This is a genomic window from Streptomyces sp. CNH287 (genome assembly GCF_000424825.1).
This window is the reverse complement of the sequence record NZ_AUKQ01000023.1, coordinates 17,562-42,968: the sequence shown is the minus strand read 5'-3', so window position 1 is coordinate 42,968 and position 25,407 is coordinate 17,562. Positions and strand designations below refer to the sequence as shown.

Sequence of the window (25,407 nt, the reverse complement as noted above, 5' to 3'; positions counted from 1 at the left end):
GACGGATGACGTACGAGACGAGCCGTGGCCTGGACCGGCAGGTGATCGTCCTGGCGGTGGGCCTGGCGGATGTGGCCGTGAGCGGGGTCGGCTCCGCCGTGGGGAAGGTGCGCGGGCTGCTGCGCCGCGCCGACGGAGCCGAACTCGCCGCCGACGCCGAGAAGGAGCTGAGCGCGCGCGGCCGACTCGTCCTGGACCGCTACGCGGTGGCGCCGCCCGCCCACCTGGAGGTGCTGGCCCAGCAGGTGCTGGCCCGCCGGGCGGCGCCGCGCAGCGATGTCTGAACGGTGGGAGCCGAAGGCGTTCAAGGCCCGTGTCGACGCCGTCTTACGCGCGTTCCTGGCGGAGGAGACGGGGCTGCTGCTGGCCGTCGACGCCGAACTGGCGCCGGTGGCGGAACAGGTCCTGGCGGCGGCCGGGGAGGGCAAGCGGCTGCGGGCGGCGTTCTGCTACTGGGGCTGGCGGGCCGCCGGGCAGCCGGACAGCGAGGCGCTGCTGCGGGCGGCGGCCTCGATGGAGCTCGTGCACGCCGCCGCCGTCGTCCACGACGACCTCATCGACGACAGCCCGCTGCGCCACGGCCGTCCCACCGTGCACGTCGCGCTGCGCAGCGCGGTGGCGCAGCAGCCGCAAAGCGACGCCCAGGCACGGGCGTTGGCGATGCTCGTGGGCGACCTGCTGATGGCGCTCGCCGGGCAGCTCTTCGCCACCAGCGGCCTTCCCGCCGCCTACCTCGCCCGTGCCCGGCCGCTGTGGGCCACGCTGGCACGGGAGTTGATCGCGGGCGAGTGCCTGGAACTCCTGCGGACCGGCTCCCGCCCGGACACAGCCGCCTCTCTCCAGGTGATCCGCTACAAGACGGCCAAGTACACCGTGGAGCAGCCGCTGCTCATCGGCGGGCTGCTCGCGGGAGCCGGGCCGCGGCTGCGCGCGGGCTACTCCGCGTACGGCCTGCCGCTGGGCGAGGCGTTCCAGCTGCGCGACGACCTGCTCGGCCTCTTCGGTGACCCGGAGCGCACCGGCAAGGCCAGCCTGGACGACCTCCGTACGCAGCGGCCCACCGCGCTGCTGGCCGAGACCTGGAAGAGCGCCGACGCCGCCCAACGGGCTCAGTTGACAGGTCTGTTGGGCCACGAGGAGCTGGACGGCGCCCACCTCGCGGCCGTCCGAGAGCTGATGAAGGCGCTGCGGGCACCGCAGCGGATCGAGCACATGATCAGCGCGCGGGTCGAGGACGCCACCCGCGTACTGGACGGCTTCGCCGCGCCGGCACCCGCGCGGCGCGCCCTGAGCGACCTCGCGCTGTCGGCGACGGACCGGCTGCACTGACCCCTGCGTACGGCGCACCCCCCCGCCCCGCCCCCTTGCCCACCAGCCCGCCGAAGTGAGGACGCACCCGTGACGACGTACACCCAGGACTCCATGGACGCCCTGCGCCGCAGCGGCGACACACTCGCCGACGCCGTCGTGGCCACCCTCTTCGAGCGCGGCGAGGTGGGCCGCTTCAACTCCCTGATGCGGTACGTGTCCACCGCCGGCGCCCCGCTGCCGGACGGCCTGCCCGAGGCGGCGGACACCTATCTGCGCGCGACCGGCACACCCCCGGCGTGGGTGGACTGGGACGAGATGGAGCGCGCCCGGCTCTTCTTCCTCGACAACAACGTGCACATCTCGACCGCCCTCTCCTTCGCCTCGATGCCCGCCTGCTACCTCGTGCCGAATGTGGCGAGGCTGCTCTCGGCCACCCACGGTCTGAAGTACCCCTCCAAGCGTATGGCGGAGACCGGCCAGTTCACCGTCTACCTGATGCAGCCCGACGCGTTCGAGGCCGGGGGCCGCTTCCTGCCCGCCGCGCAGAAGGTGCGCCTGCTGCACGCCTCCATCCGCCACCACCTCACCCGGGAGGGCCGCTGGGACACCGCCGCCCTCGGGACGCCGATCTGCCAGGAGGACCTGATCGGCGGGCAGATGTTCTTCTCCCTGCTCGTACTGGACAGCCTGCACCGCCTGGGCATCCACATGTCCACCGAGGGCGCGGAGGCCTACTTCTACGCGTGGCGGGTGGTGGGCGCCATCCTCGGGGTCGACCAGGAGGCGGCCCCGAAGACCATCGAGGAGGCGCGGCAGTTCCTCGACCTGTACATGCTGCGCCACATGGGGCCCTCCGACGAGGGCGCGCACCTGACCCGCCAACTCATCGACCTGTACGAGGAGATCGTGCCCGGCACGTTCTTCGACCCGGTCGTCTCCGCACTGATCCGCTACCTGGTCGGGGACACCGGCGCCGACTGGCTGGGCGTGCCGCGCACGGCCTGGGACAGCGTGGTGCGGATCGCGCCGAGCCTGCTGGAGGTGCTGGAGACCGTGGAGGACCGCTCCCCCTTCGGGGCCTGGGCCCTGGACCGGCTCGGGCAGCTGACGACCGTCCTCGAACTGTCGACGCTCACCCGTGGCCGCGTCATGCACTACGCCATCCCCGAACAGCTCAAGAAGGACTACGGCGTGGACGGCGCGGTGCCCCGCTCACACCGCTGGACCCCGCCCCCCGCCACGGTGTGAGCGGCCCCGTCAGGCGCGGGGCCGGTCTTGTCCGGTACGCCGCCGCCACCGCCCCCGGCGGGTGGCGTGCCAGGCGCGCAGCGCCTCGTACGCCTCCTCCGGCGACGGTACGCCGGTCAGGCCCAGCGGTTCGCGGGCGCGCGCCAGCGCGCGGTGGACCGCCTCGGCGGCGCGGGTGAACGCGGGGGTGGGCGCGTCCGGCCCCAGCGAGAGCGCCGCGCGCAGCGTGTCCGGGTAGACCGACTGCGCGTACTCGAAGCCGAGGTAGACCGGCAGGTCGGCCTCGAAGCCGAGCAGCCGGTCGTGCAGTCCGCCCCGGCACATCCGGGCCTGCCAGAGTTCCGTCATCCTGCGGCGCTCGTCCGGTGCGTAGTCCATCCGGACCAGATGCGTGGCGAGGTCGTGCAGCGGGTCACCCAGAAGTGCCGTCTCCCAGTCGAGGACGAAGAGTTCGCCGCCCGGCCGGACCACCAGGTTCGCCCGGTGCAGGTCGGTGTGGAGCAGGCCGAACGGCCGGGGGCGCAGCGCCTTGGCCTCGGTGCGGAAGCGGGTGACGGCGTCGCGGGGGATGCCCAGCGCGTCGAAGAGTTCGCCGAAGACCCGGCGGCTCGGCTGGTGGACGCGGTGCTCCGCGAAGTCGGCGAGGTGGCACAGGAATCCGGCACTGTCCCCGTCGGCCGGCAGCCGCTCGCGGTGCGCGGGGAGCACGGCCGGGGGGACCGCCGCGAGCTGGCCGAAGATCTCCGCGATCCGCGCCATCGCCTCCTCACCCACCGGCCCCGCCGCCGGTGCCAGGCGTGAGAGCGGGACGCCGTCGGCGTAGGTGTAGAGCGCGGTGCGGCCGAAGGCGGTCAGGCAGCGCGGCACGTGCGGCACGTACGGGCGCACCGCGCGCAGCACCTCGGCCTCGTTGCGCCAGAGCCGGGGCACGACCCGCACCGTACGCAGCGGACGGCGGAACTTGGCGTACTCGCCCTCGCGCGCGCCCACCGTCGAGGCGAAGGGTTCGCGCAGTTCCACGACGTAGTTCCGGTTGTGGTGGCCCTCCAGGGTGATGCCGCCGGCCCGGCGGCGGTGCTGCTCGAAGCGCCACCACAGGGGCTTCCAGGGCTGCGGGATCAGCGAGAGGGACGGCTTCGTCATCGGGCACCGTACGGGGCTGGTGGGGCTCACGGGTTCACAGGGAGCTGAGACTATCCCTCAGCCGAAGGTGAACGGCCGCGCCAGGGTCGACCACAGCGAGTCGAACCACAGCCGCGACTCCTCGACGAAGGCGGCGCCCTGCGCGTCGCGGCTGCCCGGGCCGCTGGTGGAGCGGAAGAGCTTGGTGCGGAAGCCGAACGAGTCGTAGATCTCCAGCTCCTCGTCGTCGATCTCCACCGAGTGCTCGACCAGCTGGTAGTAGCCGATCAGCGACTCGGCGCCGTTGAGCACGTACAGCTTGTGCACCGGGGTGAGGGGCACGGTGCGGATCTCGACGGAGACCTCGGGGACCAGCTCCAGTTCCTGGAGCGAGAGGATCTGGTCGCGCAGCGCGCCCGCGTACAGCCGCATCTTGTCCTGGAGGCGCCACAGCGGCCGGGAGTCGGCCGAAGCGGCCGGGACGGCGGGGTCCTCGGAGACCACCCGGGGGAAGGCGAGCCGGGCCTCCGGGCTGGGCAGCAACACGCGGGCGGTCAGGGAGCGGGGGGCCAGCCGCCCGGTGGTCAGCTCGGGCATCGCGCCGGAGAGGGCGGAGTTGAGGGTCTCCGTGGTGAGCGAGAAGGCGTCCAGGGTGACGTGCTCGGCGCCGAGGGCGGCGCGGACGCGGTCCGCCAGCTCCACGCTCGCCTGGCGCGGGCCCCGGGACGGCGCGGGCCGCTCCGGCGGGCGTTCGGTGACGGTCGCGGGAGCGCCCCGGCCCATGGCCACCAGCCCCTCGCTCTCCAGCAGGCCGAGGGCCTGGCGTACGACCGTGCGCCGGACGCCGAACTCGGCCGCCAGCTCCTGCTGGGTGGGGAGGCGGGCGCCGGGGGCCAACAGGCTCTGGCGGATGCGCAGGCGCAGTGCGTCGGCCACCTCTCTGCTGGCTTCGGGACGGTGTGCTCCGGGGGCGGTCTCATCAGGACTCACCCGGAGAAGGTTACAACTTGCGCTCAACTCGCGGGAGTTGTCTGTCAAGGGTTTTCAACTTCGCGCCAACTGGGAAAGATTGCAGCATAGTTGGTGGCCAACCTAACGATGGTGGTGGAGGAATCCACCGCGTGTGACTGGTTCTCGTCCGGCACCCCGTCCGATGGCGTACGGATGCCCCCGCGCCACAGGGGCCCGGCCCCTGGGCCTCCGGCCCCGGCGTCCGTCATGAGTTGTCTCCACGTCCTCCAGAAGGAGGGATCGCCATGCCTGTCCTCGCCCTGGCCTTCGCGGCCTTCGTCGTCGGTTTCGAACAGTTGGTGCAGTGGCACTTCGGAGTGCTGGGCGTGGTCGGATTCTCGCTGCTGAGTATCGGGATCAAGGCGGGGAACGTGAAGTGCAGCTGCGCCGGAGCGGCGCTGCTGGCCATGCTCCTCGTGCACGCCTGACGGCCGCGCCCAGGCACGCCCGCCCGCGCCTGAGCGTGCCCGCCCGCGCCCGCGCCCGGCGCCCGTCAGAAGACGTCGGGGCACCAGGGGCGGCGCGCGGTGCGCAGCATGGCGTCCGCCGTCACGGCGGCGCCCGGGGTGTGCTCGGTGATCCGGCCGAGCGCCACCAGGCGCGTCGCCGCCTCGTCGCCCAGGTAGAGCGTGCCCAGCTCGCCCACGTCCAGGGAGAGATCGGGGGAGTCCGAGGTGGGCGACGCCTTCGCCCCGCCACCGCCCGCCGCCGCCTCCAGCCGGAAGCGCCCGCCTGCCAGCCCGGCGGCGTCGTGCAGCTCCAGCACCAGCGTCCCGGTGGCGGCGTACGTACGGGCCGACAGCATCCGGGGCACGTCCAGGGGCCGCAGCCACAGGAAGTCCGCGTGCGCGCTGATCCGGGCGGCGCGCGGGTCCGGCAGCAGGAGGGGCAGCAGGTCGTCGGGGGCGCGCAGACCGGTGCGGACGGTGGTGACCCAGTCGACCGACAGCAGGTAGTGCCACAGCGCGCGTTCGGCGGCGGGCGTGGTGCCGGTGAGGGAGGCCACGGTGAGCGTGCAGTCGGGGACCTTGCCGGGCCAGTCCACGGTGGCCCGGTAGGTGGCGAGGCCCTGGACCTCGCCGGACGCGTCCCGGTACACGGCGACGTACGGGACGGTCAGGCCGTCGTCGTAGTCGATCTCGCGGGTGTGGCGCCGCCACCAGTGCGGGATGCGGTCGATGACCCCGGCCCGGTCCGGCTGGGCGCGGAAGCGGTCGTGGAAGGCGGGGCCGATGCGGCGGGCCTCGGCGGTGTCGACCAACGTGACGGTGCCCTCGCCCGGCGGCGGGCCCGCGTAGCGCGGGTCGAGCCCGCTGCGGGAGACGTCCACCTCGTACTGCGTGCACCAGGCGGCCGGGCCGAAGCCGTAGCGCCCGTATATCGGGTACTCGGCGGCGACGAGGGAGGCGAAGGCGTCGCCGCGTTCCTTGGCGGCGGTCAGCGCGTTGCCCATCATGCGGGTCAGCAGGCCGCGGCGGCGGTGGGTGGGGGAGACCGTCACGTTGGTCACCGCGCAGGACGGCAGCTCGGCGCCGCCGGGGACGGTCATCCGTTGCGGGGTGGTGCGGAAGGTGCCCACGCAGCGTTCCCCGTCGTACGCGCCCTGGGTGCGGTCCAGGTCGATGGGCGGGCGCCGGGCCGCCATCCAGGCGTCGCTGACCTGCGGCCCCGTGAGGAAGGCGGTGGAAACGGCGGAGTGCCAGCCGCGGAGGTCGTCCTCGGTCGGCGTGCGGATGTCGACTGTCATGACCACAAGCTAGAGGGTGTGTTCTGCCGGGCGGTGTCCGCCCCGGGTGCGGCCTCGCGCGGGTGTGTTCACGACGTGGGGAGCGTCTCCTCCTGGGTGATCATCCGCATCCACTCCTCCAGGGTGCTGACGAACTCGTCGAGGTCCTCGGTGGTGAAGGAGGCCCGCTCCTCGTCCCAGCCGGGGTCGAGGACGACGATGCGGAAGCCCGCGCCGCTGTACCAGCCGGCGTCTATGGTGATCTTCCGGGCCCGCAGGCCGCCGTGCTCCGCCACTTCCTCCGCCGTCAGCCACGGTGCGGGTGCGGTACGCGCCCAGTACAGGTCCTCGGAGTCGTTGACCTCGACCCTTCCATCCGGCAGGCGCCGGGCGAAGATCTGGTTGTGGATGACCTGCCAGCCGGCGGGGACGCGCAGCGGGACCAGGCCCCCGTCCTCGGAAACAGCTGTGGCCAGCGGTGAGTTGGGCGCAAGGGAGAGGATCTGCTTCATGCGCCGAGAGTGTAGGTGCGGGCGGGCTCCGCGCACGCGTCAGACCCGGCGGGCGCCCGCGCGGGGCCTGCGCCAACCCTTCAGAACGCCGCCCGCACGGCGCCGACCTGCGCGTCCCCGCCCAGCAGCGGGGCGTCCGCGAGCCGGTCCAGGACCGGGGCGCGCTCACCGAGCCGGGACAGCGCACGGGCGAGGACCGGGGCCAGCGCGCGGGTCGACCCGTCCTCGATCTTGAACGCCAGCGCCCGCCCGTCCGGCAGCGCCACCGCCTGGACGGCCTCCGCGCCCATCTTCGCCAGCGTGCCCGGCAGTTCGCGCATCAGCCAGGTGTCGGGGCGCCGCGTCCCGGCGACGTACTCGGGGTGCGCGCGCATCGCCGCCGCCACCCGCCCCTCCGGGCTCCGCCCGTCGGCGAGCGCGAAGGCGCGGAACGTACGGGCGAGCCCGGTGAGCGAGATCGCCAGCAGCGGCGCCCCGCAGCCGTCCGTGCCGGTGTGCGCGACGGGCTCGCCGGCCAGCGCGGCGAGCCGCTGGGCGACCAGCCGCTGCAAGGGGTGCTCCGGGGAGAGATAGCTCTCCCGCGGCCAGCCCTGCCGCACACAGGCGGCGAGCATGGCCGTGTGCTTGCCCGAGCAGTTCATCACCAGCCGGGTACGGGGCCGCCCGGCGGCCAGGTGCGCCGCCGCCTCCACCGGGTCGAGCGGCGCGTCCGGCGGGCACTGGAGGTCCCCCTCGGTGAGGCCCTCCTCGGCGAGCATCCGCTCCACCAGCTCCAGGTGGAACGCCTCGCCGGAGTGGCTCGCCGCCGCCAGCGCCAGGCGCTCCCCGGCGAGGTCGAGCCCGGCGTGCAGCACGGCGGCGGCCTGCACCGGCTTGTTGGCGGAGCGGGGGAAGACGGGGGAGGCGACGTCACCCAGGGACAGGTCCTCGCGTACGCCGCCGTCGGCGTCCAGCACGACCAGCGAGCCGCGGTGCCGCCCCTCCACGAAGCCGGAACGCACCACCTCCGCCAGCACGGGCGGAGCGGCGGAGGCTCCGGTGCGGCCGGCGCGGCCGTCGCGCGAGGCCGCTGCGGCGGGCGGGACGGGGGCGCCCGCGGGCGTGGTGGAGGACATCGGGGGCCTTCCGGTTCCCTGCGCCCCTCCGCTCCCGCTCGCCCGAGGGTGGTGGGCGGGGGTGCGGCGGTGCGCTGTGTGGCAGGTCTGTGCCTCTCACGGTAGCCGCCCGCGCCGCGGCCCCGACAGGCGCCTCACCTGGGCACCCCCGCCGTCCGCACCCCCGCCGTCCGCACCCCCGCCGGACCTGCGCCGCCGTGCGCCCGCCGGGGGTGTCAGGGCAGCAGGTCGTCCACCTGCGCCTCGCCCATGCGGTACCTGCGGGCGATCTCGGCGCTGCACCCGTCCGCCGTCCGCTGGAGCGACTGGCGGCCCCGGGAGACCTGTTGCTCGTAGCCGACCAGCCGGGCCATCGCGGTGCGCAGCTCCTCGTCGGTACGGGCGGTGAGGTCGGACAGCTCCACCTCGCCGAGCATGTCCTCGGCCAGCTGCCGGTACTCCTCGCCGTGCGGGGTGCCGAGTGTCACATGGCGGGCGGAGGAGCGGTGCCGGGACGGGCCGTCCGCCAGGATCTGCGGCAGCAGGTCGATCAGCGCCGACGTCGGGGCCGTACGCCGGGTCAGCTCGGCCCGCAGGATGTCGATCCGGCCCTGGAGCATGCGCCGGACGTAGCTGAGGTCGGCCTCCTCCTGCTGGGCCGAGCGGCGCAGGGTGCGCAGCTCGGGCAGGTGCAGGGCCAGGAGGTCGGGCGGCTGGTCCGCCCACAGGGCGTCGAGGGCGTCCCGGACGCCGGGGGCGTCGCCGCGCGCCTCGTACGGCCCGCCGGGCTCGCGGACCGCACGCGGCTCGCGGGCCTCTCGCGGCTCGCGGGCCTCTCGCGCCGTACGGGTCTCGTGCGGGCCGCGCTGGCGCGGGGGCCGGTGGTGAGGACGCGTGGGTCCCTCCAGGACTCCTGGGGCAGGTGTGTCTGCCGTGGTCGTAGGGACGTCCGGTGCACCGCGAGGCGTCCGTCCGGCTCCGGATGTTGTCATGCTATTTCGTCCCCTCGTCCCCTTTGCCCGCGTCGCAATGGTACGCACCTCGTGTACGCATCGCGTACCCGCATCGTGTCACTGCGTGGCCGCCGGTCGCACCGCCCTCGCACCCATACGGCCGCATGCCACCACCCGTGGGCGAACGGGGCATGATGGCGGCCATGCGAGCAGTGGTGCAGCGGGTGGACGGGGCGCGGGTCGAGGTGGGCGGGGAGACCGTCGGCGAGATCGGCGGACAGGGGCTCTGCGTCCTGGTGGGCGTGACACACCAGGACACGCCGGAGCACGCGGAGCGGCTCGCCCGCAAGCTGTGGACCGTGCGCCTCTTCGAGCCGCCGGACGGCACCGGGCCCGAGCGCTCCTGCTCGGACCTGGGTGCTCCGCTGCTGGTCATCAGCCAGTTCACGCTCTACGGCGACGCGCGCAAGGGGCGCCGGCCGACCTGGCAGGCCGCCGCTCCGGGGCCGGTGGCCGAGCCCTTGGTGGACGAACTCGTCGCACGGCTGCGGGCGTTGGGCGCCGAGGTGGCGACGGGTCGGTTCGGCGCCCCGATGCGGGTCTCGATGACGAACGACGGCCCGTTCACCGTCCTGCTGGAGGTCTGACGCGGCGTGCTCCCCGGTGCGCCTCCCGTGCCACGGTGCGCCCGTGGCGCGCGGGAGGCGCAAGAGCCTCTCTCAGGGGGTGACCACGACCTCCTGGGCCGCCGCCGTCGCCTCCTCGCCCGCGATCAGCGCGGCGTCCGTCGGCACGTTCCGCTTCACCAGGGCCAGGGCGACCGGCCCCAGCTCGTGGTGGCGGGCCGAGGTGGTGATGAAGCCGATCTGGCGGCCCTCCGCGCCGTCCGACGCGAGCCGGACCGCGTCGCCGTGCACGGGGATGCGCACCTCGCTGCCGTCCAGGTGCAGGAAGACCAGGCGGCGCGGCGGCTTGCCCAGGTTCTGCACCCGGGCGACGGTCTCCTGGCCCCGGTAGCAGCCCTTGTCCAGATGGACGGCCGGGCCGATCCAGCCCACCTCGTGCGGGATGGTGCGGTGGTCCGTCTCCAGCCCCAGACGCGGCCGGTGGCCCTCGACGCGCAGCGCCTCGTGCGCCAGCACGCCGATGGCGGGGCCGTGCGCCGAGGCGAACTCCTCCAGCGCCCCGCGCGGCAGGAACAGCTCGCGGCCGTACGCCGCCTCCCGCACGACCGCCCCGGCCGGGGCCTCGGTGATCGAGCCCGCCGGGAGGTGGACGATCGCGTACTCCTCGGTGCGGTCCGCCACCTCGACGCGGTAGAAGAACTTCATGCTCTCCAGGTAGCCGGCGAGGTCCGCCGCCTTCCCCGGCTCCGTGTGCATCCAGGTGGTCGTGCCGTCGTCGACGAGGGAGACGGCGTGCTCGACGTGGCCGTTGGCGGAGAGCACCAGGGCCTCCGTCGCGTGGCCGGGGGCCAGTTGGCTGACGTGCTGGGTCAGCAGCAGATGCAGCCACGTGAGGCGGTCGTCACCGGTGACGGTGACCACGTCGCGGTGCGAGAGGTCCACGAAGCCGGTGCCGTCGGCCAGCGCGCGCTGTTCACGGAAGAGGTCGCCGTAGTGCGCGGCGACGCCTTCGTCCGGGGCTTCGGCGGCCACTGCGCCGGGGAGTGCGAGGAGCGGGCTCTTCATACCGCCCAGCGTACGGCTCTTGGCCGGAGGGCGGCGGGCCCGGCAGCCCTCATCAGGCTGCGCCTGTCCCGCCTGTCCCGCCTGCCGTGGCCGTACCGCCTGCCGGGCCCTGCTTCGCCGCCGAGCCCTTCCCGCAGTCCTGGCACGTGCCGAAGATCGCGAAGTGCCGCATGTCCGTCTCGAAGCCGAACCGCTCCCGCAGCGCCGCCGTGAACGGCTCCGCCAGCGCGAGGTCGGCCTCGATCACCTCGCCGCAGTCGCGGCAGACCAGGTGCATGTGGTGGTGCCGGATCGCGAGATGGTACGTCGGAGCGCCGTGGCCCAGGTGGGCGTGCGAGACGAGGTCCAGCTCCTCCAGCAGCTCCAGCGTGCGGTAGACGGTGGAGATGTTCACCCCGCCCGCCGTACGCCGCACCTCGGCGAGGATGTCGTCCGGTGTGGAGTGCTCCAGCTTGTCCACGGCCTCCAGCACGAGCTGGCGCTGCGGGGTGAGCCGGTAACCGCGCGCCCTGAGATCGCTCTGCCAGTCTGTGGTAACCACGGGCCCAGTCTAAGGGCTGTCCCGCACCTCCCGGCGGGCTCGGAGGTGCGGGAGCGCCCTTGGGGGCTGTCCCGGGGCGCGGTTCAGAGGTCGAGGCCGCGCAGGTACTCCGCAAGGTCGGCGATGGCCGCCGGATTGCGCGGGCTCTCGACGAGGTCGACGTAGTCCAGCGTGTAGATGCGGTCGTGCTTGACGGCCGAGACGTTCCGCAGCGGCGCGAACGACTTGAGGAACTTCTCCTTGCCCGCCGCGCTCACGTCGCCGTAGTCGTTGATCACGATGACCTCCGGGTCGCGCTCCACGACCGTCTCCCAGCCGACCGTCGTCCAGCTGTCGTCGAGGTCCTTCATCACGTGGTCGCCGCCTGCCTTGGTGATGATCGCGTGCGGGCCCGCGAACCGGCCCGAGGTGAACGGCTTGTCGCGCCCGTCGTCGTAGAGGAAGACCGTCGGCCGGTCCCGGCCTTCGGGGATACGGGCCTGCGCGTCGGCGATCTGCCGCTCGAACCCCTTGATCAGCTTCTCGGCCCGCTCCGGCACGCCGAACAGCTTCCCCAGGTTGCGCAGGTCGGTGTAGAGCGCTTCGAGCGGCGGCATCACGCCACGGGCCTTGCCGCGCGAGGTCTCCGCGCCGTTGCGGCAGGACTCGCTGAGCAGGTAGGAGTCGACGCCCAGCTTCTTCAGCCCCGCCGGGGTGATGCCCTCCGCCTCGTTGAAGCCGTAGTTCCAGCCCGCGAAGACGAAATCGGCCTGGGCGTCGAGCACGATCTCCTTGTTGAGCCGCTTCTTGGAGAGCCACTTCGTCTCGCGGTAGCCGTCCTTCCAGGGGACGCCGTCCAGGTCACCCTTGTCGTCGGGCATGACGTAGCCCGCCATGCGGTCGGCGAGGCCGAGCGCGAACATGATCTCGGTGATCCCGACGTCGTTGGTCACCACGCGCTCCGGGACCTTGTCGTAGGTCACCTTCTTGCCGCAGTTGGTGAGCGTGACGGACTTGTCGGCGGCCGACTCCGGCTCCTTCTCGACCTCGGCGCCGCAGGCGGCGGTGGTCAGCGTGAGCGCGCCGAGGGCCAGCCCGAGGGCGGCGGTACGGAGTCGGCGGCGGGCGGGTACGGGCATGGGGCTCTCCTTCAGGGACGGCGGAGCGGGACAGCGCGGGACAGGGCGGTGCGGGAGCGTGCGGGCGCGCGCCGTGCGCTACGGCCCCGCCTTGAGCCGGTCGAAGAGCAGCTGCACCGCGCCCGACTCCGGATGCCGCACCCGGTGCGCCCGTACGCCGAAGACCTCGGCCAGCAGCTCCGGCCCCAGTACGTCGTGCGGGGCGCCGTCCGCGACGATCTCGCCGTCCGCGATCACGTACAGCCGGTCGCAGTGCACGGCGGCGAGGTTGAGGTCGTGCAGCGCGGTGAGCACCGTCAGCCCGCTGTCCCGTACCAGCGCCAGGACCTCCAGCTGCTGGGCGATGTCCAGGTGGTTGGTCGGCTCGTCCAGCACCAGGACGCGCGGCTGCTGGGCCAGCGCGCGGGCGATCAGCACCCGCTGCTTCTCGCCGCCGGACAGGCTGGGGAAGCTCCGCTCGGAGAGGTGCCTGGCGCCGACCCGCTCCAGGGCCGCCGCGCACACCTCGACGTCGCGTTCGCTGGCCCGCGCGCTGCCGCGCTGGTGCGGCAGTCTGCCCATCCCGACGACCTCGGCGACGGTGAACTCGAAGTCCCCGCCGGTCTCCTGGGGCAGCGCGGCCAGCCGCCGGGCACTCTCCCGCGGGCTGAGCGCGCGCAGGTCGGCGCCGTCCAGCAGCACCGTCCCGCCGTCCGGCGGTACGGCGCGGTAGACGCAGCGCAGCAGGCTCGACTTGCCGCTGCCGTTGGGCCCGACGAGTCCGACCAGCTCGCCGCTCCCCGCCCGCAGCGAGACGTCCCGTACGAGGGTGGCCCCCGCGGCGGTCAGGGTCAGGTTCTCGACGTCCACCTGCATCAGGCACCCCCGAAGGCATAGCCGCCGCGCCGGCGCATCAGCAGCAGAAAACAGGGGACGCCGATGACGGCGGTCAGCACCCCGACGGGCAGCTCGGTCGGCGCCAGCAGGACGCGGGAGAGCACGTCCACCCACACCAGCAGCACCGCGCCCAGCAGCGGTGCCACCACCAGCACCCGCCGGTGGTCCGCGCCGATGAGGATGCGGGTGGCGTGCGGCACCATCAGGCCGACGAACCCGATCGCCCCGCTGACCGCGACCACCGCCCCGGTGACCGCGGCGGCCAGCACGAACAGCTCGCGGCGCAGCCGGGCGGCGTCCACGCCCAGCGTCGCGGACGTCTCGTCGCCCATGGCCAGGGCGTTGAGACGGCCCGCGGAGAGGAGCAGGTACACGAGCCCGGCGGCCACCGCCACGGCGGCGATCGGCAGTGAGGTCCAGGACGCCCCGCCCAGGCTGCCGAGCAGCCACATCATGGCCGAGCGGGCGGCCTCGCCGTGCTCGGCGGCGAAGACCATCAAGGTGGTGATGGCGGTGAAGCCGTAGTAGAGCGAGGTGCCGGTGAGGACCAGCCGCAGCGGGGTGAGCCCGTGCGCCGTGCGGGCGACCGCGTAGACCAGTGCCATGGCGGCCAGCGCGGAGACGAACGCCCCGGCGGACAGCGCCCACACCCCCAGCGAGGCGAACGCGCCGAACAACAGCACCGCGTTGGCCCCGACGGCGGCGCCGGAGGATATGCCCAGGATGAAGGGGTCTGCGAGCGCGTTGCGCACCATGGCCTGCACGGCGACGCCCACCGCCGACAGCCCGGCTCCGACGATGGCGGCGAGCAGGGCCCGGGGGAAGCGCAGCTCCCAGACGATGGTGTACGCGGCCTGCTCGTCCGCCGCGATGCCGCCGCCGGTCAGGCCCGCGCGGAGGTAGCGGAACGATTCAGCCCAGCCGACGTCCGAGGACCCCAGCGCCACGGCGCATATCAGGGACACCAGCAGGGCCAGGACCAGCCCGGCTGTCAGCGGAGGCAGGGGCAGCCGGCGCGGCGGCGCTGCTGCTCGGGGTGGTGCGGCGGTGGCGGACACGACGGAGGACGGCACCCTTCTCGCAGACCACGGCGAGTCGACAGGAGCGGGCGCCGTACGGGTGATCGGGCTCACGGGGCCGCAGAGATGCGGCTCCGTCTACCGTTGCGGGTCAGCGCCGGATTTGGACCGGACTTCCCCCGTAGGGCGCGTGGGCTGTGGAGTTGTTGAGCGGGCGGAGCCTAGCGGAAGAAGGCGATGCCGTCGTCCGGCAGGTCCTTGATGTCCTTGGCCCATTCCTTCGGGTCGACGACCTTCTTGAGCTGCGCCGACATGTAAGGGTGCAGCGGCACCTCGGGCGCGGACCGCTCGCCCACCCACATCAGGTCGCCGTTGACGTACCCGTAGAGCCGCTTGCCGCCCGAGTACGGGGTGGCGCGGGCCGTCCGGGCGACGGCGTCCGTGGCGAGGTCGATCTGCGGCTTCTGGTCGGCCAGCGAGCCGTACCAGATCTCCACGACGCCCGCGTCGCGGATCATCACGACCTCGACCTGCCGGTCCTCGTCGATCCGCCAGTAGCCGGACTCGGTCTCCAGCGGGTGGGTCTTGCGGCCCTCCGCGTCCAGCGCCCAGCTGTGCGAGGAGTACTCCAGGAAGTCCCGGCCGTCGTGGCGGAAGGAGACCTCCTGCCCGAAGTTGCACTTCTCCGCCCCGGCACCCTGGACGTCCTCCAGGTCGGCCACTCCCGCGCCGGTCCAGTTGCCGAGCAGGAAGGCGAGGGGGACGAGGTCGGGGTGGAGGTCGGACGGGATCTCGATCATCAGCGCTGCCCCTGGTACAGCTTCTTGACGACCAGCAGGGAGAACGCTCCCGTCCCGATGACTACCAGGATCATCAGGGCCAGGAAGACTGCCTCGAGCACGGGGGTCACTCCTTGAGCGGGGTTGGGCGGGCGTGGGACCGCCGCCGAGTCTAGTCGTCCGCACGGGCGGCGGCGCTGTGAGGTGCGCCGCCGCCCTACGCGCCGGTGGCCTGCCGGTTCTCAGCCCAGCAGCTGCGACTGGAGGAGCACCGTCTGCTGGAACGGCAGCTCCGGGGCGCTGCCGGGCCGGGACTGCACGATCAGCGCCAGCGTGTCACCGGCGACGAGGTACGCATGCCGGACGTGGCGCTTGCCGCGCGGCGCTGCTTCGTCGTAGACGTGCCGTTCGACTCCCGGCACCTTGGCGTCCTTGGGCCAGCTCGGGTCCCACACGGAGTTCTCCCCGCCCTCCAGCGGCAGTGCGACGTCCGACTCCCCCAGCAGCGTCCCGTAGGCGAGACGCTCCGGATAGGCGCGCGTGTTGAACCGGAGCAGATGAATCTGAGTCCGGGTGCCGTCCGGCATCGCCCAGCCACGGGCGGCGATGTGCCGTACCGCGTAGCTGGTCACGAACTGCCCGAGGGTCCGCCGCTCGCTCTCCTCGTAGACCGCGAGGTAGTCGTCCTGAGTGATCCAGCCGCCTTCGATGTCCGGAAGTGATGTGTCCGTCTTCGCGCCCCGAGGGGCGGGGAGCAGCAGCTCGCGGAGGTCGGCGTGGTGTACGCGGGCCGGGTTGCCCTTGGCGAAGGGGCGCGGTGAGCCGGAGGGCAGTGCCGGGAACTTCAGCCGGGGGTAGTCCCACCGTCCGTCGCTCTTGGTGGCAAGGCCCGGCACGTCGCCGCGTTCAGCCTGGGTCACACCGTAGGCGACGCTGCCGGTGAGCAGGGCGAACACGAGCACGGCGGCGCCCCAGCGCCAGGCCGGGCGCAGCGCGGGGCGGGGAGGCGGTGCGGCAGTGGCCGGTGCGGCGTCCGGCACCGGATCGGCTCCGGGCACGCGCGGTTCGGGTATTCCGGTGGTCTCGCTCATACTTGCTCCCCTTCCGGCTCCAGACGGTCCAGCTGCTTTTTCAGCAGTTCGGCCATCTCCGCCTTGGGGAAGGGCAGGACACCGCTCGCCGTCAGATAGACCACCGTGTTGCCCCGGTAGCCCGAGCAGGAGAGCGTCTGGAGCTTCGTTTCGGACACCTTGAGCTCCCCCTGGCCGTGCAGCAGATAGCAGCGTGCCGTGTCGTAGCCGTCGATCACGGGGCCCGGGCCGGCGTCGAACATTTCGGCCGCCAGGTGGCGTACGTTGCTCAGGTCCCGCACCGCCTTCCGGCTCTTGGCCTGGGTGAGCACGACGGAGAACGTCAGCTTGGCGTTGTCGCGGGTGTAGGAGCGGCTCGCGGAGCCCTGGAGGCCCCAGCTCCTGATCCGCTCCCTGCGTGCGGCGCTCTGCTCCTCCGCCGCGCGCGCGTAGGTCTCCTCGGCGTCGAGGGCGGCATCGTTGCCGTCGGTACCGTGGTCCGGGCCCAGCCGGTAGCCGTCCGGGACGGGCAGGAGCTGCGCGCTCAGCCCGGTGTCGGTGCGGCCCTTGGCCAGGTCGCCCGCCGGTCCGTCGTCCGAGCGGTCCTTGCCGGGCTTGCGCCACACGTCGGTCGGGGCGGTGCGGTCGGCTCCACCGACGGTGAAGGCGGTGTAGGTGATCCCGCCGCCTGCGGCGCCGAGCACGAGCACTGTGGTCAGGACGGTGGCCGTGATCCTCCCGGCGCCCCTCACAGCCGCTCCCACTGGCGCTCGGCGAGACCGGCGATCTCCTGCTCTTTCACCGGCTCTGCACTGAAGACGGTGATCTCCATCATGATGTCGCCCCGCGTGGCGTAGGCGGCGGCCGCGGTGTCGGAGGGCGGCGAGGAGCCGGCGCCCGCTTCGCGGAGGTAGTACATGCCCAGAGGGATGTCCTTCATGTCTGTGCCGAATTCGGGCTCCCCGTACTCGGACCAGCGGATCAAGGACTCCTGAGCGCGCAGCATCTGTTCGACCGAGGTCTGTTCCTTGACGTTGCGGTACTGGATGAGGGCGATCATCACCGTGCGCTCGTCCGTGGCCCAGGTGCGGCTGGCGATACGGCGTACATCCGACTTCAGGAGTTCGCGGAAGTGCCCGGCTGAATCCTGGTGGTAGCTCGCGTAGTCGACGGGGGACAGCCAGCCGTCCTCACCACCCTCCGCGGTCATCGTCCGCGCCCCGCGCGGCTTCGGCAGCAGCAGCTTCCGCAGGTCCCCGTCGGTCTTCACCTTGTGGTCCTGCTTCGCGGACAGCGGCTCCGCCGCGCCCTTCGGGGCGGGCTTGTCCGGGTAGGCGAGCCGGTCCTGCGACAGCGGCGGGAGCGGGGTGGGGGCGCGGTCGGCCTGCACGGTGTATCCGATGGCAAGGCCCGCGACGATACCGAGCACCGTGGCGGAGGCGAGGGTTAAGGCGGTACGTCTTCGCCGCCGTGGCTGCCCGGACGGCGGGCCCGCAGCTGGCGTGTCCGGGGTGTCCGGGGTGTCCGGAGTGGCGGGGGTGTCCGGGGTGTCCGGAGTGGCGGGGGTGGCGGGGGTGTTCGACTCTGGTGGAGTCGGAGCAGGAGCTTGCTCCACGAATTCTCCTCGGGTTCTCCTCGGCTGTGTTGCGTAGGTGCAGACCAGAGCAGAGTGAGGGGGGTTGTACGCACGGTGATAACGATCAGGCCACGGTGGGTGACCGGACGGTTGCATGCCAGGGGCCGACTACCGTGGTGGCATGGCGAAGAAGCTCGTGATCAAGGTGACGGCCGGGTCGGACGCCCCGGAGCGGTGCTCGCAGGCGTTCACGGTGGCGGCGGTCGCCGTGGCCAGTGGCGTGGAGGTCTCGCTGTGGCTGACCGGTGAGTCCGCGTGGTTCGGACTGCCGGGGCGGGCGGCGGAGTTCGAGCTGCCGCACGCGGCGCCGCTGCCGGATCTGCTCGACGGCATCCGGGCGGGCGGGCGGGTCACCGTCTGCACGCAGTGCGCGGCGCGGCGGGACATCGAGGAGAAGGACCTGCTGGAGGGCGTGCGGATCGCGGGCGCACAGGTCTTCGTGAGCGAGGTGATGGAGGACGGCGTGCAGGCGCTCGTCTACTGACGCGCACGGCGCCCGCAGCGCGCACGGCGCGCACGACGAGGGGCCGCGCTCCGCCGGGAGCGCGGCCCCTCGTATCACCGCATCCAGTCCTAGACCGCGATCGCGACCTCGGCCAGCCCGCCGTCCTGCGCCACGACCGTACGGTCCGCCGTGCCGCCGGGGACCAGGGCGCGCAGCGTCCACGTGCCCTCGGCCGCGTAGAAGCGGAACTGGCCGGTGGCGGAGGTGGGGACCTCGGCCGTGAACTCGCCGGTGGAGTCGAGCAGTCGTACGTAGCCCGTGACGGGCTCGCCGTCACGCGTCACGCTGCCCTGGATCGTCGTCTCGCCGGGCTTGATGGTGGCGGCGTCCGGGCCGCCCGCCTGTGCTCCGCACATGGGATACCGCTTCCTTGTCGGGTTGTCGTCGGCTCGGAGCCTGTCGGAGGCTTAGTTGGAGCCCAGCTCGACCGGGACGCCGACCAGCGAGCCGTACTCGGTCCAGGAGCCGTCGTAGTTCTTGACGTTGGGCTGGCCCAGCAGCTCGTGCAACACGAACCACGTGTGCGCGGAGCGCTCGCCGATGCGGCAGTAGGCGATGGTGTCCTTGCCCAGGTCGACGCCCTCGTTCTCGTACAGCTCCTTGAGGACGTCGTCCGCCTTGAAGGTGCCGTCGTCGTTGGCCGACTTCGACCACGGGATGTTGCGCGCGGACGGGATGTGGCCCGGACGCTGCGACTGCTCCTGCGGGAGGTGGGCCGGGGCGAGCAGCTTGCCGCTGAACTCGTCGGGGGAGCGGACGTCCACGAGGTTCTGGGTGCCGATGGCTGCGACGGCCTCGTCGCGGAAGGCGCGGATGGAGGTGTCCTGCGGCTTCGCCTTGTAGTCGGTCTTCGCGCGCTCGGGCACCGCCGCGACCAGGTCGCGGGAGTCCAGCTCCCACTTCTTGCGCCCGCCGTCCAGCAGCTTCACGTCGCCGTGGCCGTAGAGCTTGAAGTACCAGTAGGCGTACGCCGCGAACCAGTTGTTGTTCCCGCCGTAGAGCACGACCGTGTCGTCGTTGGCGATGCCCTTCTCGGAGAGCAGCTTCTCGAATCCGGCCTGGTCGACGAAGTCACGCCGGACCGGGTCCTGGAGGTCCTGCTTCCAGTCGATCCGGATGGCGTTCTTGATGTGGTTCTTCTCGTAGGCCGAGGTGTCCTCGTCGACCTCGACGATGACCGTCTTCGGGTCGTCGATGCGGGACTCGACCCAGTCGGCGTCCACCAGGACGTCACTGCGGCTCATGGATTCTCCTCCGGGGAGCGGTGGTACGTGCGCGCGGGGTCGTCGCGCACAGCGCTGTGCGGCGCGCGAGCGGGATGGGGCTGCGGCGGTGCTGGACGGCGGGCGTCACGGCGGCCTCTGCGGCACCGGACGGCGGTCGTCAGGCGGCGGTGCGACAGAGCATGGCGGCGACGCGGCACAGGTCGACTGTCCGTCGCTTCGTGAGGTCCGCCTGTCGCTTCATGTGCCCGATCGTAAGGAAGGCGGGAGGTGATGTCACCGGGTATCCGAATGATGAGACAAGATTGTCTGTGATGTGAGATTCGAACGCCCCGCCGACTCCGTGCGGCCGTGGCCGGGGCGGGTGGCGGGGCGCGGACGGCTGACCAGCGGACGGAGCTGTCTCGCCAGCTGGGACGGCGTCTGGGCAGGGCGGTGCCGGGGGCGGGGCCTGGAGCCGGAGCGAGCGGGCGGCGTCAGCCCGTCAGCGCCACGTCCTTGCCCTCAAGGGTGAAGGTGACGTCGCTCTCGCCCGGCTCCGCCTCGTCCAGCTCCAGGCCCTCCGGCAGGCCCTCGATGGGGGCGGTGAAGTCGACCCGCTTGCGGATCTCCCCCTCCGCGCCCGGCAGCTTGGAGGCGGGTATCGACTCGGCGTGCAGTTGGAGCTGGTTCTTCCCGGTGACCTTCAGCGTGCTGTAGATCGGCTGCGGGATCTCCACCTGCTGGCCCAGCACCTGCACGCTCGCGGTGATCTTCACCTGGTCCTTGGCGGCCCGCTCCTTGCCCGCGTACGACACCCGCACGCCGTCCGGCGCCAGGGCGTTGAGGTCCTCGTAGGAGATCTCCGCCTCGCCTTCGGCCCGCTGCGCCACGGCGGAGTTGAAGCTGCCGCTGATCTTCACGTCCGACAGGTGGGCCTCGACCCGGGTGACGCTGATCCGGCGCCCGCCCGCGGTGGCGGTCATGCCCTTCAACTCGACGTCCACATCGTCCAGTTGCTTGCCCGCGAGCTGAGTGAGGAAGGGGAAGCCGTTGATCGAGACGGACGCCGAGTCGGCGCCGTCCACCCCCTGCGTGGTGCGGACCTTGTCGGCCACCTCGTCCTCCGCCAGTTTCAGCGCGATGCGGTCGGCGGCGACGAAGAGGACCGCCAGGACCACGAAGACGATCAGGCTGATGCGAAGTGCGCGCATGCGAATGCTCCCCCAGGGCGTCGGATGCCTCGGAGCCTAGCGTGACGTTCCTGCGTGGCGGTGGCGGCAGTGGGCCTGGAGACGACTCGTGGCAGAGCTGCTACCTGGCGGCCCGGCCCGGCCCGGCCCGGTCCGGCACGGCGCGGCACGCCGGGCCGGACCGGGCTCCCGGGTCAGCCCAGCGCGCGGCCCAGGAAGTAGACGGCCGGTGCCGCCAGCGTCAGCGGCAGCACGACCCCGGCCGTCATGTGCACGAAGCGGGACGGATAGTCGTAGCTGGCCACCCGCAGTCCGGTCACCGCGCACACCGCGGCGGCCAGGCCGAGCAGCGACCCGTCCGTGGTCCCCAGGTCGGTGTACCTGCCCGCCAGCGCGCCCGCCCCGCCGCCCGCGAGCACCGCGAGCACCGGCGAGACGAACGGCGGCAGCGGCAGCGCCCGTACGAGCGTGGCGAGGGCGACCGCGGCGGCGCCCGCGATCACGGCCTCCTCGACGGTGCGGGCGATGGCCAGGTACCCGGCGGCGAGCACCGTCAGGGCGGTGGCGGTGAGCCCGGCGGTGAGCGCGTAGAGGCGCTCGTCCGGACTGGCGTGGCTGCGCAGCTGGAGCACGATCACCAGCACGCACCAGATGCCGAGGGTGCCGACGACAGCCGTGGCCGTGTGCGCGCGGCTCGTGGTCAGTAGCGCGACGTCGGTGGCGACACCGGCCAGGAACGCGAGCGCGATGCCCTGCCGGGCGGGCCACATGCCGTTGAGCCGGTACCAGCCCGCGGCCGTCACGGCCTGGAGCAGCACGACGGCCACCGCGAACACCGGCCGGGGCAGCGAGGAGGTCCCGGCCAGCAGCGCGGCCAGCGCGACGGTGAGCACGGCGGGCTGGAGGCCCGGCGCGATCAGCGGGCTGGGACGGGCGCGCCCGGCGCGCCCGGTGCGCGCGGCGCGGGGGGCGGCTTCGGGCCGGGGCTCGTCGGCGGGCTGGTGCGGCGGGGGCTGCGGGGTTGCGGGCTGCGGGGCCGCGGGCTGCGGCGGGAGCGGGGCGGGGCCGGTGGCGGTGCCTGGCTGGGGCCGGACCGGCCGGGGCTGGTGCGGCTGGTGGTGGTGCGGCTGGTGCTGGTGCGGCTGCTGTGGCTGACCCTGCTGCGCATAGCCGTACGGGTCCGCGGGCGGCGGCCCCTGCGGCCCGTCCCACGCTCCGCCCGCCGGCTCGTACGGCTGCGGCGCGCCGTACCCGTCGCCGTACCGGCCGGTCACCGGGCACCGCCCGCGAACGGCGGGAGCACCTCGACCGTGCCGCCCTCGCTCAGCGTGACCGTGTCCCGCGCCCGGGTCCCGGCCGGGTTCCCGTCCACCAGGAACGAGCAGCGCGCCAGCACCCGGGCGAACTCCGGCGAACCGGCGTGCCGCTCACGGGCGGCGTCGAGCGCCTCGGCGAGCGTGCCGGCCTGGTACGCCTCCTCCGCCGTGCCTGCCGCGGATCTGGCCGCCGCCCAGTAGCGGATCGTGCCGCTGGCCATGGTGTCCCTCTCGCCGTTCGCCGGGTTCCGGTGCGCGCCGCGCGCGGTGTGGCCGCGGCACGGGTGCGGCACCCATGATGGCGCCTCGCGGAGGTGCGGGGTGCGGCACGGTGCGGTTCCGCGCCATCCCGTGCCGCGGACGGCGCCGGGTCACCCGGGTACGGCGCCCGTCGCCGCCGCCTGTGCCGCCCACGCGCCGACGCGGTGGAGCAGCTCGGCGGGCGCGGCGTTCTCGGCGTGCCCGAAGCCCGGTTCGACCCACAGCCGTGTGCGGTCGGGGTCGGCGGCGTCGGCGAGGGAGCGGGGATGGTCGAGCGGGAAGTAGGGGTCCCGGTCGCCGTGCACGATCAGCAGGGGCAATGGTGTGATCATCGCGGCGGCGTCCACCGGGGGGAGGGGGACGGGGTCCCACTCCTGCGAGTGAATCCGGGTGCCGAGGCCCCAGCGTGAGACGAGCCGCCCGGCGGGCCGTTCGATGGCCCAGTGCAGCCGCCGCATCGGCGCCGTACCCCGGTAGTACCAGCGGGCGGCGGCGCTGACGGCGACGACGGCGTCCGGGTGCGCCGTGTCCCCCGGCCCCGCGTCCCCCGGCCCCGCGTCCTCCAGTCCCGTGTCCTCCAGCCCCGCGCCCCCCGGCCCCGCGTGCCGCAGCCCCGCGTGCCGCAGCGCCACCGAGCCGCCCATCGAGAAGCCGACCGTCGCCACCCGGCGGTGTCCCAGCGCGCGGGCCCAGCGCGTGGCAGCCGCCAGGTCGAGCACCTCCCGGTCACCCACCGTGGACCGGCCGCCGGAGCCGCCGTGGCCGCGGAAGGAGAAGGTGACGACCGCCCCGTGCGCGGTCAGCACCCGCGCGGCGCGGCGCAGCGCGGGCCGTTCGAGGGAACCGGTGAAGCCGTGCGCGAGCACGATCGCCGTCCCGTCACCGGGCCCCGCGTACCGCTCGTAGGCGGCCTCGATACGCACTCCGTCGTCCGTCCGGAGCACCCCGCGGAGGCGCTCGCGCGGGCTCTCGCGGACGCGGATGCGGCCCGTCTCACACTGCGCTGCGCTGCCCATGTGGGCTATTCTGCTGCGCATGAGGGATCCGGGCAGCGTTGCCCCCGGGTCCTTTTGCGCTTTCCGGGCGGTACGGAGCTGTGTCGCCCGCGTCCTCGCAGGGCCCGAGGAAGGACACGATGTCATGGGCAAGCGAACCGGACACCAACCGCCGCCTACCGGAGGTGCCGCACGCGTATGAGTTCGCTGCTGCTCCTCACCAACGCCCTCCAGCCGTCCTCCGAGGTGCTCCCGGCCCTCGGACTCCTCCTGCACCAGGTGCGCGTCTCGCCCGCCGAGGGCCCCGCCCTGGTCAGCACCCCCGGCGCCGACGTGATACTCGTCGACGGCCGCCGCGACCTGCCGCAGGTGCGCTCGCTGTGCCAACTCCTGCGCTCCACCGGGCCGGGCTGCCCGCTGCTCCTGGTGGTGACCGAGGGCGGCCTCGCCGCCGTCACGGCCGAGTGGGGCGTGGACGACGTGCTGCTGGACACCGCCGGGCCGGCCGAGGTCGAGGCCCGGCTGCGGCTGGCCATGGGCCGCCAGCAGACCGGCGCGGACAGTGCGCCGACCGAGATCCGCAACGGCGACCTCTCCGTGGACGAGGCCACCTACAGCGCCAAGCTCAAGGGCCGCGTGCTCGACCTCACCTTCAAGGAGTTCGAGCTGCTCAAGTACCTCGCGCAGCACCCCGGCCGGGTCTTCACCCGGGCCCAGCTGCTCCAGGAGGTCTGGGGCTACGACTACTTCGGCGGCACCCGCACGGTCGACGTGCACGTGCGGCGGCTGCGCGCGAAGCTCGGCCCGGAGCACGAGTCGCTGATCGGCACCGTACGGAACGTCGGCTACCGCTTCGTCGCCTCGGAGAAGGGCAAGGGCGGCAAGCGCGACCGGGAGGCCCGGGAGGCCGCTGACCTCAAGACGCGGGCGGACGCCCGTGCCGTCGCGGAGGCGGCCGAGGAGGTCGCTAGGAACGCGGCCGGGGGCGTGAACCAGGCCGGTACGCGCCCTGGCGAAGGGGTGAATCGCCGCGCGTAGACTGAGCGCCGTGGCCAAGGTGACGCGGGACGATGTGGCAAGGCTGGCGGGTACGTCGACCGCGGTGGTCAGCTATGTGATCAACAACGGGCCGCGGCCGGTCGCCCCGGCGACCAAGGAGCGCGTCCTCGCCGCCATCGCGGAGCTGGGCTACCGCCCCGACCGGGTGGCCCAGGCGATGGCCTCGCGGCGTACGGACCTGATAGGCTTGGTCGTCCCCGACGCCCGCCAGCCCTTCTTCGCCGAGATGGCGCACGCGGTCGAGCAGGCCGCCGCCGACCGGGGAAAGATGGTCCTCGTCGGGAACTCCGACTACCTGGACGAGCGCGAGGTGCACTACCTGCGCGCGTTCCTGGGCATGCGCGTGTCCGGCCTGATCCTCATCAGCCAGGGGCCCAGCGAGCACGCGGCCACCGAGATCGAGGCGTGGGACGCCCGCGTCGTCCTGCTGCACCGGCGGCCCGAGGCGATCGACGACGTGGCCGTCGTGCTCGACGACGTGGGCGGCGCCCAACTGGCCACCCGCCACCTGCTGGAGCACGGGCACAGTGACGTCGCCTGCCTCGGCGGCATGGAGTCCACCCCCGCGAACGGCGACCCGGTCACCGACCACATCGACGGCTGGACCCGGGCCATGCAGGAGGCCGGGCGCTCCGTGGAGGGCCGCCTCTTCAAGGCCCCGTACAACCGCTACGACACCTACCGCCTCGCCCTCGACCTGCTGCGCCGCCCGGACCGCCCCACCGCGCTCTTCTGCTCGACGGACGACCAGGCCATCGGCGTGCTGCGGGCCGCCCGCGAGCTGGGCATCGACGTGCCGGGCGAGCTGGCGGTCACCGGCTTCGACAACGTCAAGGAGGCGGCACTGACGGACCCGCCGCTGACGACGGTCGGCTCCGACCGGGAGGCGATGGCCCGCGCGGCGGTCGACCTGGTCCTGGACGACGGCCTGCGGGTGGCGGGTTCGCGGCGCGAGCGCATCCGGCAGTTCCCCTCCGGCCTGATCGTCCGCCGCTCCTGCGGCTGCGAGACGGCCGCCCCCGCCTGAACCCCTGACGGGGCGGCGGCGCCCCGGCGCGCGTGCCTCCGGTGCCTGTCCCCCCGGCCCTTCGGGCCTGCGGAAGGCCCGCCCCACGCTCCTGGCGCTCCTTGCTTCGCCGGGAGGCACCCCGCTGCGCTGCCGGCCGGCA

The 25,407-nt window shown here is 73.3% G+C and carries 29 protein-coding genes; 8 read left to right on the top strand and 21 right to left on the bottom strand.

All coding sequences use genetic code 11. The features are described from left to right. The first annotated feature begins 5 nt into the window (after nucleotides 1-5). The 3 genes from H299_RS0121555 (at nucleotide 6) to H299_RS0121545 (ending at nucleotide 2,559) form a co-directional block, all read left to right on the top strand. Entirely contained in the window at nucleotides 6-284 is a 279-nt protein-coding gene (locus tag H299_RS0121555; protein ID WP_027750096.1) for a hypothetical protein, read from the top strand. Then, entirely contained in the window at nucleotides 277-1,329 is a 1,053-nt protein-coding gene (locus tag H299_RS0121550) for a polyprenyl synthetase family protein (RefSeq protein ID WP_027750095.1), read from the top strand. Before H299_RS0121555 ends, H299_RS0121550 begins: the two co-directional genes overlap by 8 nt. A gap of 93 nt (nucleotides 1,330-1,422) precedes the next feature. Beyond that, the gene (locus H299_RS0121545; RefSeq protein WP_037759973.1) at nucleotides 1,423-2,559 is read left to right on the top strand and encodes an oxygenase MpaB family protein; all 1,137 of its coding nucleotides are present in this window, start codon (nucleotides 1,423-1,425) and stop codon (nucleotides 2,557-2,559) included. A 9-nt stretch (nucleotides 2,560-2,568) separates the two neighbouring features. Here the strand turns inward: H299_RS0121545 and H299_RS35455 are convergent, their stop codons facing one another. Then, complete coding sequence (locus tag H299_RS35455; protein WP_051262703.1) at nucleotides 2,569-3,702, bottom strand: aminoglycoside phosphotransferase family protein; 1,134 nt, start codon at nucleotides 3,700-3,702, stop codon at nucleotides 2,569-2,571. Between the two features lie 57 nt (nucleotides 3,703-3,759). Next, nucleotides 3,760-4,671 carry a winged helix-turn-helix domain-containing protein gene (locus H299_RS0121535; RefSeq protein ID WP_078512922.1) on the bottom strand — a complete coding sequence of 304 codons (912 nt, stop codon included), beginning with the start codon at nucleotides 4,669-4,671 and terminating at the stop codon, nucleotides 3,760-3,762. Between the two features lie 266 nt (nucleotides 4,672-4,937). On the opposite strand from H299_RS0121535, the gene H299_RS0121530 reads away from it, so the two are divergent. Next, entirely contained in the window at nucleotides 4,938-5,120 is a 183-nt protein-coding gene (locus H299_RS0121530) for a hypothetical protein (protein ID WP_027750092.1), read from the top strand. A gap of 65 nt (nucleotides 5,121-5,185) precedes the next feature. On the opposite strand, the gene H299_RS0121525 is transcribed toward H299_RS0121530, so the two are convergent. The 4 genes from H299_RS0121525 to H299_RS0121510 all read right to left on the bottom strand — a co-directional run bounded on the left by H299_RS0121525 (nucleotide 5,186) and on the right by H299_RS0121510 (nucleotide 8,752). Continuing rightward, nucleotides 5,186-6,439, bottom strand: coding sequence for a GNAT family N-acetyltransferase (locus H299_RS0121525; RefSeq protein WP_027750091.1), 1,254 nt, complete (start codon nucleotides 6,437-6,439; stop codon nucleotides 5,186-5,188). Nucleotides 6,440-6,507: 68 nt separating this feature from the next. Beyond that, complete coding sequence (locus tag H299_RS0121520; protein ID WP_027750090.1) at nucleotides 6,508-6,930, bottom strand: hypothetical protein; 423 nt, start codon at nucleotides 6,928-6,930, stop codon at nucleotides 6,508-6,510. An 80-nt stretch (nucleotides 6,931-7,010) separates the two neighbouring features. Beyond that, nucleotides 7,011-8,045 carry an asparaginase gene (locus H299_RS0121515; RefSeq protein ID WP_078512921.1) on the bottom strand — a complete coding sequence of 345 codons (1,035 nt, stop codon included), beginning with the start codon at nucleotides 8,043-8,045 and terminating at the stop codon, nucleotides 7,011-7,013. 215 nt (nucleotides 8,046-8,260) lie between these two features. Next, entirely contained in the window at nucleotides 8,261-8,752 is a 492-nt protein-coding gene (locus H299_RS0121510; protein ID WP_486587363.1) for an RsiG family protein, read from the bottom strand. A 428-nt stretch (nucleotides 8,753-9,180) separates the two neighbouring features. On the opposite strand from H299_RS0121510, the gene dtd reads away from it, so the two are divergent. Beyond that, on the top strand, nucleotides 9,181-9,624 hold the full coding sequence (gene dtd / locus H299_RS0121505; RefSeq protein WP_027750087.1) for a D-aminoacyl-tRNA deacylase: 444 nt from the start codon (nucleotides 9,181-9,183) through the stop codon (nucleotides 9,622-9,624). Nucleotides 9,625-9,696: 72 nt separating this feature from the next. On the opposite strand, the gene ygfZ is transcribed toward dtd, so the two are convergent. The 9 genes from ygfZ to H299_RS0121455 all read right to left on the bottom strand — a co-directional run bounded on the left by ygfZ (nucleotide 9,697) and on the right by H299_RS0121455 (nucleotide 17,686). Then, the gene (ygfZ, locus tag H299_RS0121500; RefSeq protein WP_027750086.1) at nucleotides 9,697-10,668 is read right to left on the bottom strand and encodes a CAF17-like 4Fe-4S cluster assembly/insertion protein YgfZ; all 972 of its coding nucleotides are present in this window, start codon (nucleotides 10,666-10,668) and stop codon (nucleotides 9,697-9,699) included. 52 nt (nucleotides 10,669-10,720) lie between these two features. Further along, complete coding sequence (locus H299_RS35450) at nucleotides 10,721-11,209, bottom strand: Fur family transcriptional regulator (RefSeq protein WP_037759954.1); 489 nt, start codon at nucleotides 11,207-11,209, stop codon at nucleotides 10,721-10,723. An 83-nt stretch (nucleotides 11,210-11,292) separates the two neighbouring features. Next, nucleotides 11,293-12,327 (bottom strand): ABC transporter substrate-binding protein, encoded by a 1,035-nt coding sequence (locus H299_RS0121490; RefSeq protein WP_027750085.1) that lies wholly within the window; start codon nucleotides 12,325-12,327, stop codon nucleotides 11,293-11,295. Nucleotides 12,328-12,405: 78 nt separating this feature from the next. Beyond that, nucleotides 12,406-13,182, bottom strand: a complete 777-nt coding sequence (locus tag H299_RS0121485) for an ABC transporter ATP-binding protein (protein ID WP_027750084.1) — start codon at nucleotides 13,180-13,182, stop codon at nucleotides 12,406-12,408. Next, the gene (locus H299_RS0121480; protein WP_027750083.1) at nucleotides 13,182-14,261 is read right to left on the bottom strand and encodes an iron chelate uptake ABC transporter family permease subunit; all 1,080 of its coding nucleotides are present in this window, start codon (nucleotides 14,259-14,261) and stop codon (nucleotides 13,182-13,184) included. Before H299_RS0121480 ends, H299_RS0121485 begins: the two co-directional genes overlap by 1 nt. 182 nt (nucleotides 14,262-14,443) lie before the next feature. Continuing rightward, nucleotides 14,444-15,022, bottom strand: coding sequence for a heme-binding beta-barrel domain-containing protein (locus tag H299_RS0121475; RefSeq protein ID WP_027750082.1), 579 nt, complete (start codon nucleotides 15,020-15,022; stop codon nucleotides 14,444-14,446). A 221-nt stretch (nucleotides 15,023-15,243) separates the two neighbouring features. Continuing rightward, a complete protein-coding gene (locus tag H299_RS0121465) occupies nucleotides 15,244-16,092 on the bottom strand; it encodes a hypothetical protein (protein WP_027750080.1) in 849 nt (282 codons plus the stop codon). After that, nucleotides 16,089-16,823: a hypothetical protein gene (locus H299_RS35445; protein WP_051262700.1), complete on the bottom strand. Its 735-nt coding sequence runs from the start codon at nucleotides 16,821-16,823 to the stop codon at nucleotides 16,089-16,091. Before H299_RS35445 ends, H299_RS0121465 begins: the two co-directional genes overlap by 4 nt. After that, nucleotides 16,820-17,686, bottom strand: a complete 867-nt coding sequence (locus tag H299_RS0121455; RefSeq protein ID WP_199782482.1) for a hypothetical protein — start codon at nucleotides 17,684-17,686, stop codon at nucleotides 16,820-16,822. Before H299_RS0121455 ends, H299_RS35445 begins: the two co-directional genes overlap by 4 nt. Nucleotides 17,687-17,828: 142 nt before the next feature. Here H299_RS0121455 and H299_RS0121450 point away from each other — a divergent pair, with 142 nt between their 5' ends. Beyond that, nucleotides 17,829-18,191 carry a DsrE family protein gene (locus H299_RS0121450; RefSeq protein ID WP_027750078.1) on the top strand — a complete coding sequence of 121 codons (363 nt, stop codon included), beginning with the start codon at nucleotides 17,829-17,831 and terminating at the stop codon, nucleotides 18,189-18,191. An 89-nt stretch (nucleotides 18,192-18,280) separates the two neighbouring features. Here the strand turns inward: H299_RS0121450 and H299_RS0121445 are convergent, their stop codons facing one another. The 6 genes from H299_RS0121445 to H299_RS0121420 all read right to left on the bottom strand — a co-directional run bounded on the left by H299_RS0121445 (nucleotide 18,281) and on the right by H299_RS0121420 (nucleotide 23,200). Then, on the bottom strand, nucleotides 18,281-18,568 hold the full coding sequence (locus H299_RS0121445) for a DUF1416 domain-containing protein (RefSeq protein ID WP_027750077.1): 288 nt from the start codon (nucleotides 18,566-18,568) through the stop codon (nucleotides 18,281-18,283). A 51-nt stretch (nucleotides 18,569-18,619) separates the two neighbouring features. After that, the gene (locus H299_RS0121440) at nucleotides 18,620-19,456 is read right to left on the bottom strand and encodes a sulfurtransferase (RefSeq protein ID WP_027750076.1); all 837 of its coding nucleotides are present in this window, start codon (nucleotides 19,454-19,456) and stop codon (nucleotides 18,620-18,622) included. Between the two features lie 455 nt (nucleotides 19,457-19,911). Next, nucleotides 19,912-20,628 (bottom strand): LmeA family phospholipid-binding protein, encoded by a 717-nt coding sequence (locus H299_RS0121435; protein ID WP_027750075.1) that lies wholly within the window; start codon nucleotides 20,626-20,628, stop codon nucleotides 19,912-19,914. A 173-nt stretch (nucleotides 20,629-20,801) separates the two neighbouring features. Further along, nucleotides 20,802-21,881: a hypothetical protein gene (locus H299_RS35440; RefSeq protein ID WP_051262699.1), complete on the bottom strand. Its 1,080-nt coding sequence runs from the start codon at nucleotides 21,879-21,881 to the stop codon at nucleotides 20,802-20,804. Further along, nucleotides 21,878-22,144 carry a MoaD/ThiS family protein gene (locus tag H299_RS0121425; protein WP_027750074.1) on the bottom strand — a complete coding sequence of 89 codons (267 nt, stop codon included), beginning with the start codon at nucleotides 22,142-22,144 and terminating at the stop codon, nucleotides 21,878-21,880. The genes H299_RS35440 and H299_RS0121425 overlap by 4 nt, the downstream gene beginning before the upstream one ends. Nucleotides 22,145-22,294: 150 nt before the next feature. Beyond that, nucleotides 22,295-23,200 carry an alpha/beta fold hydrolase gene (locus H299_RS0121420; protein ID WP_051262698.1) on the bottom strand — a complete coding sequence of 302 codons (906 nt, stop codon included), beginning with the start codon at nucleotides 23,198-23,200 and terminating at the stop codon, nucleotides 22,295-22,297. Nucleotides 23,201-23,377: 177 nt separating this feature from the next. Here H299_RS0121420 and H299_RS0121415 point away from each other — a divergent pair, with 177 nt between their 5' ends. Together H299_RS0121415 and H299_RS0121410 are read left to right on the top strand one after the other, a co-directional pair. Continuing rightward, nucleotides 23,378-24,217 (top strand): response regulator transcription factor, encoded by an 840-nt coding sequence (locus tag H299_RS0121415; protein ID WP_027750072.1) that lies wholly within the window; start codon nucleotides 23,378-23,380, stop codon nucleotides 24,215-24,217. A 10-nt stretch (nucleotides 24,218-24,227) separates the two neighbouring features. Further along, nucleotides 24,228-25,265 carry a LacI family DNA-binding transcriptional regulator gene (locus H299_RS0121410; RefSeq protein ID WP_027750071.1) on the top strand — a complete coding sequence of 346 codons (1,038 nt, stop codon included), beginning with the start codon at nucleotides 24,228-24,230 and terminating at the stop codon, nucleotides 25,263-25,265. Nucleotides 25,266-25,407: the final 142 nt, after the last annotated feature.

Bases quoted from the DNA above. Each gene is read 5' to 3' on its own strand.
- H299_RS0121450 (WP_027750078.1), top strand. From the start codon at position 17,829: ATGGCGAAGAAGCTCGTGATCAAGGTGACGGCCGGGTCGGACGCCCCG.
- ygfZ (WP_027750086.1), bottom strand. From the start codon at position 10,668: ATGAAGAGCCCGCTCCTCGCACTCCCCGGCGCAGTGGCCGCCGAAGCC.
- H299_RS0121415 (WP_027750072.1), top strand. From the start codon at position 23,378: ATGAGTTCGCTGCTGCTCCTCACCAACGCCCTCCAGCCGTCCTCCGAG.
- H299_RS0121435 (WP_027750075.1), bottom strand. From the start codon at position 20,628: ATGCGCGCACTTCGCATCAGCCTGATCGTCTTCGTGGTCCTGGCGGTC.
- H299_RS0121515 (WP_078512921.1), bottom strand. From the start codon at position 8,045: ATGTCCTCCACCACGCCCGCGGGCGCCCCCGTCCCGCCCGCCGCAGCG.
- H299_RS0121490 (WP_027750085.1), bottom strand. From the start codon at position 12,327: ATGCCCGTACCCGCCCGCCGCCGACTCCGTACCGCCGCCCTCGGGCTG.
- H299_RS0121525 (WP_027750091.1), bottom strand. From the start codon at position 6,439: ATGACAGTCGACATCCGCACGCCGACCGAGGACGACCTCCGCGGCTGG.
- H299_RS0121475 (WP_027750082.1), bottom strand. From the start codon at position 15,022: ATGATCGAGATCCCGTCCGACCTCCACCCCGACCTCGTCCCCCTCGCC.
- H299_RS0121530 (WP_027750092.1), top strand. From the start codon at position 4,938: ATGCCTGTCCTCGCCCTGGCCTTCGCGGCCTTCGTCGTCGGTTTCGAA.
- H299_RS0121555 (WP_027750096.1), top strand. From the start codon at position 6: ATGACGTACGAGACGAGCCGTGGCCTGGACCGGCAGGTGATCGTCCTG.
- H299_RS0121425 (WP_027750074.1), bottom strand. From the start codon at position 22,144: ATGGCCAGCGGCACGATCCGCTACTGGGCGGCGGCCAGATCCGCGGCA.
- H299_RS0121465 (WP_027750080.1), bottom strand. From the start codon at position 16,092: ATGAGCGAGACCACCGGAATACCCGAACCGCGCGTGCCCGGAGCCGAT.
- H299_RS0121445 (WP_027750077.1), bottom strand. From the start codon at position 18,568: ATGTGCGGAGCACAGGCGGGCGGCCCGGACGCCGCCACCATCAAGCCC.
- H299_RS35455 (WP_051262703.1), bottom strand. From the start codon at position 3,702: ATGACGAAGCCGTCCCTCTCGCTGATCCCGCAGCCCTGGAAGCCCCTG.
- H299_RS0121550 (WP_027750095.1), top strand. From the start codon at position 277: ATGTCTGAACGGTGGGAGCCGAAGGCGTTCAAGGCCCGTGTCGACGCC.
- H299_RS0121440 (WP_027750076.1), bottom strand. From the start codon at position 19,456: ATGAGCCGCAGTGACGTCCTGGTGGACGCCGACTGGGTCGAGTCCCGC.
- H299_RS0121545 (WP_037759973.1), top strand. From the start codon at position 1,423: ATGGACGCCCTGCGCCGCAGCGGCGACACACTCGCCGACGCCGTCGTG.
- H299_RS0121520 (WP_027750090.1), bottom strand. From the start codon at position 6,930: ATGAAGCAGATCCTCTCCCTTGCGCCCAACTCACCGCTGGCCACAGCT.
- H299_RS0121420 (WP_051262698.1), bottom strand. From the start codon at position 23,200: ATGGGCAGCGCAGCGCAGTGTGAGACGGGCCGCATCCGCGTCCGCGAG.
- dtd (WP_027750087.1), top strand. From the start codon at position 9,181: ATGCGAGCAGTGGTGCAGCGGGTGGACGGGGCGCGGGTCGAGGTGGGC.
- H299_RS0121485 (WP_027750084.1), bottom strand. From the start codon at position 13,182: ATGCAGGTGGACGTCGAGAACCTGACCCTGACCGCCGCGGGGGCCACC.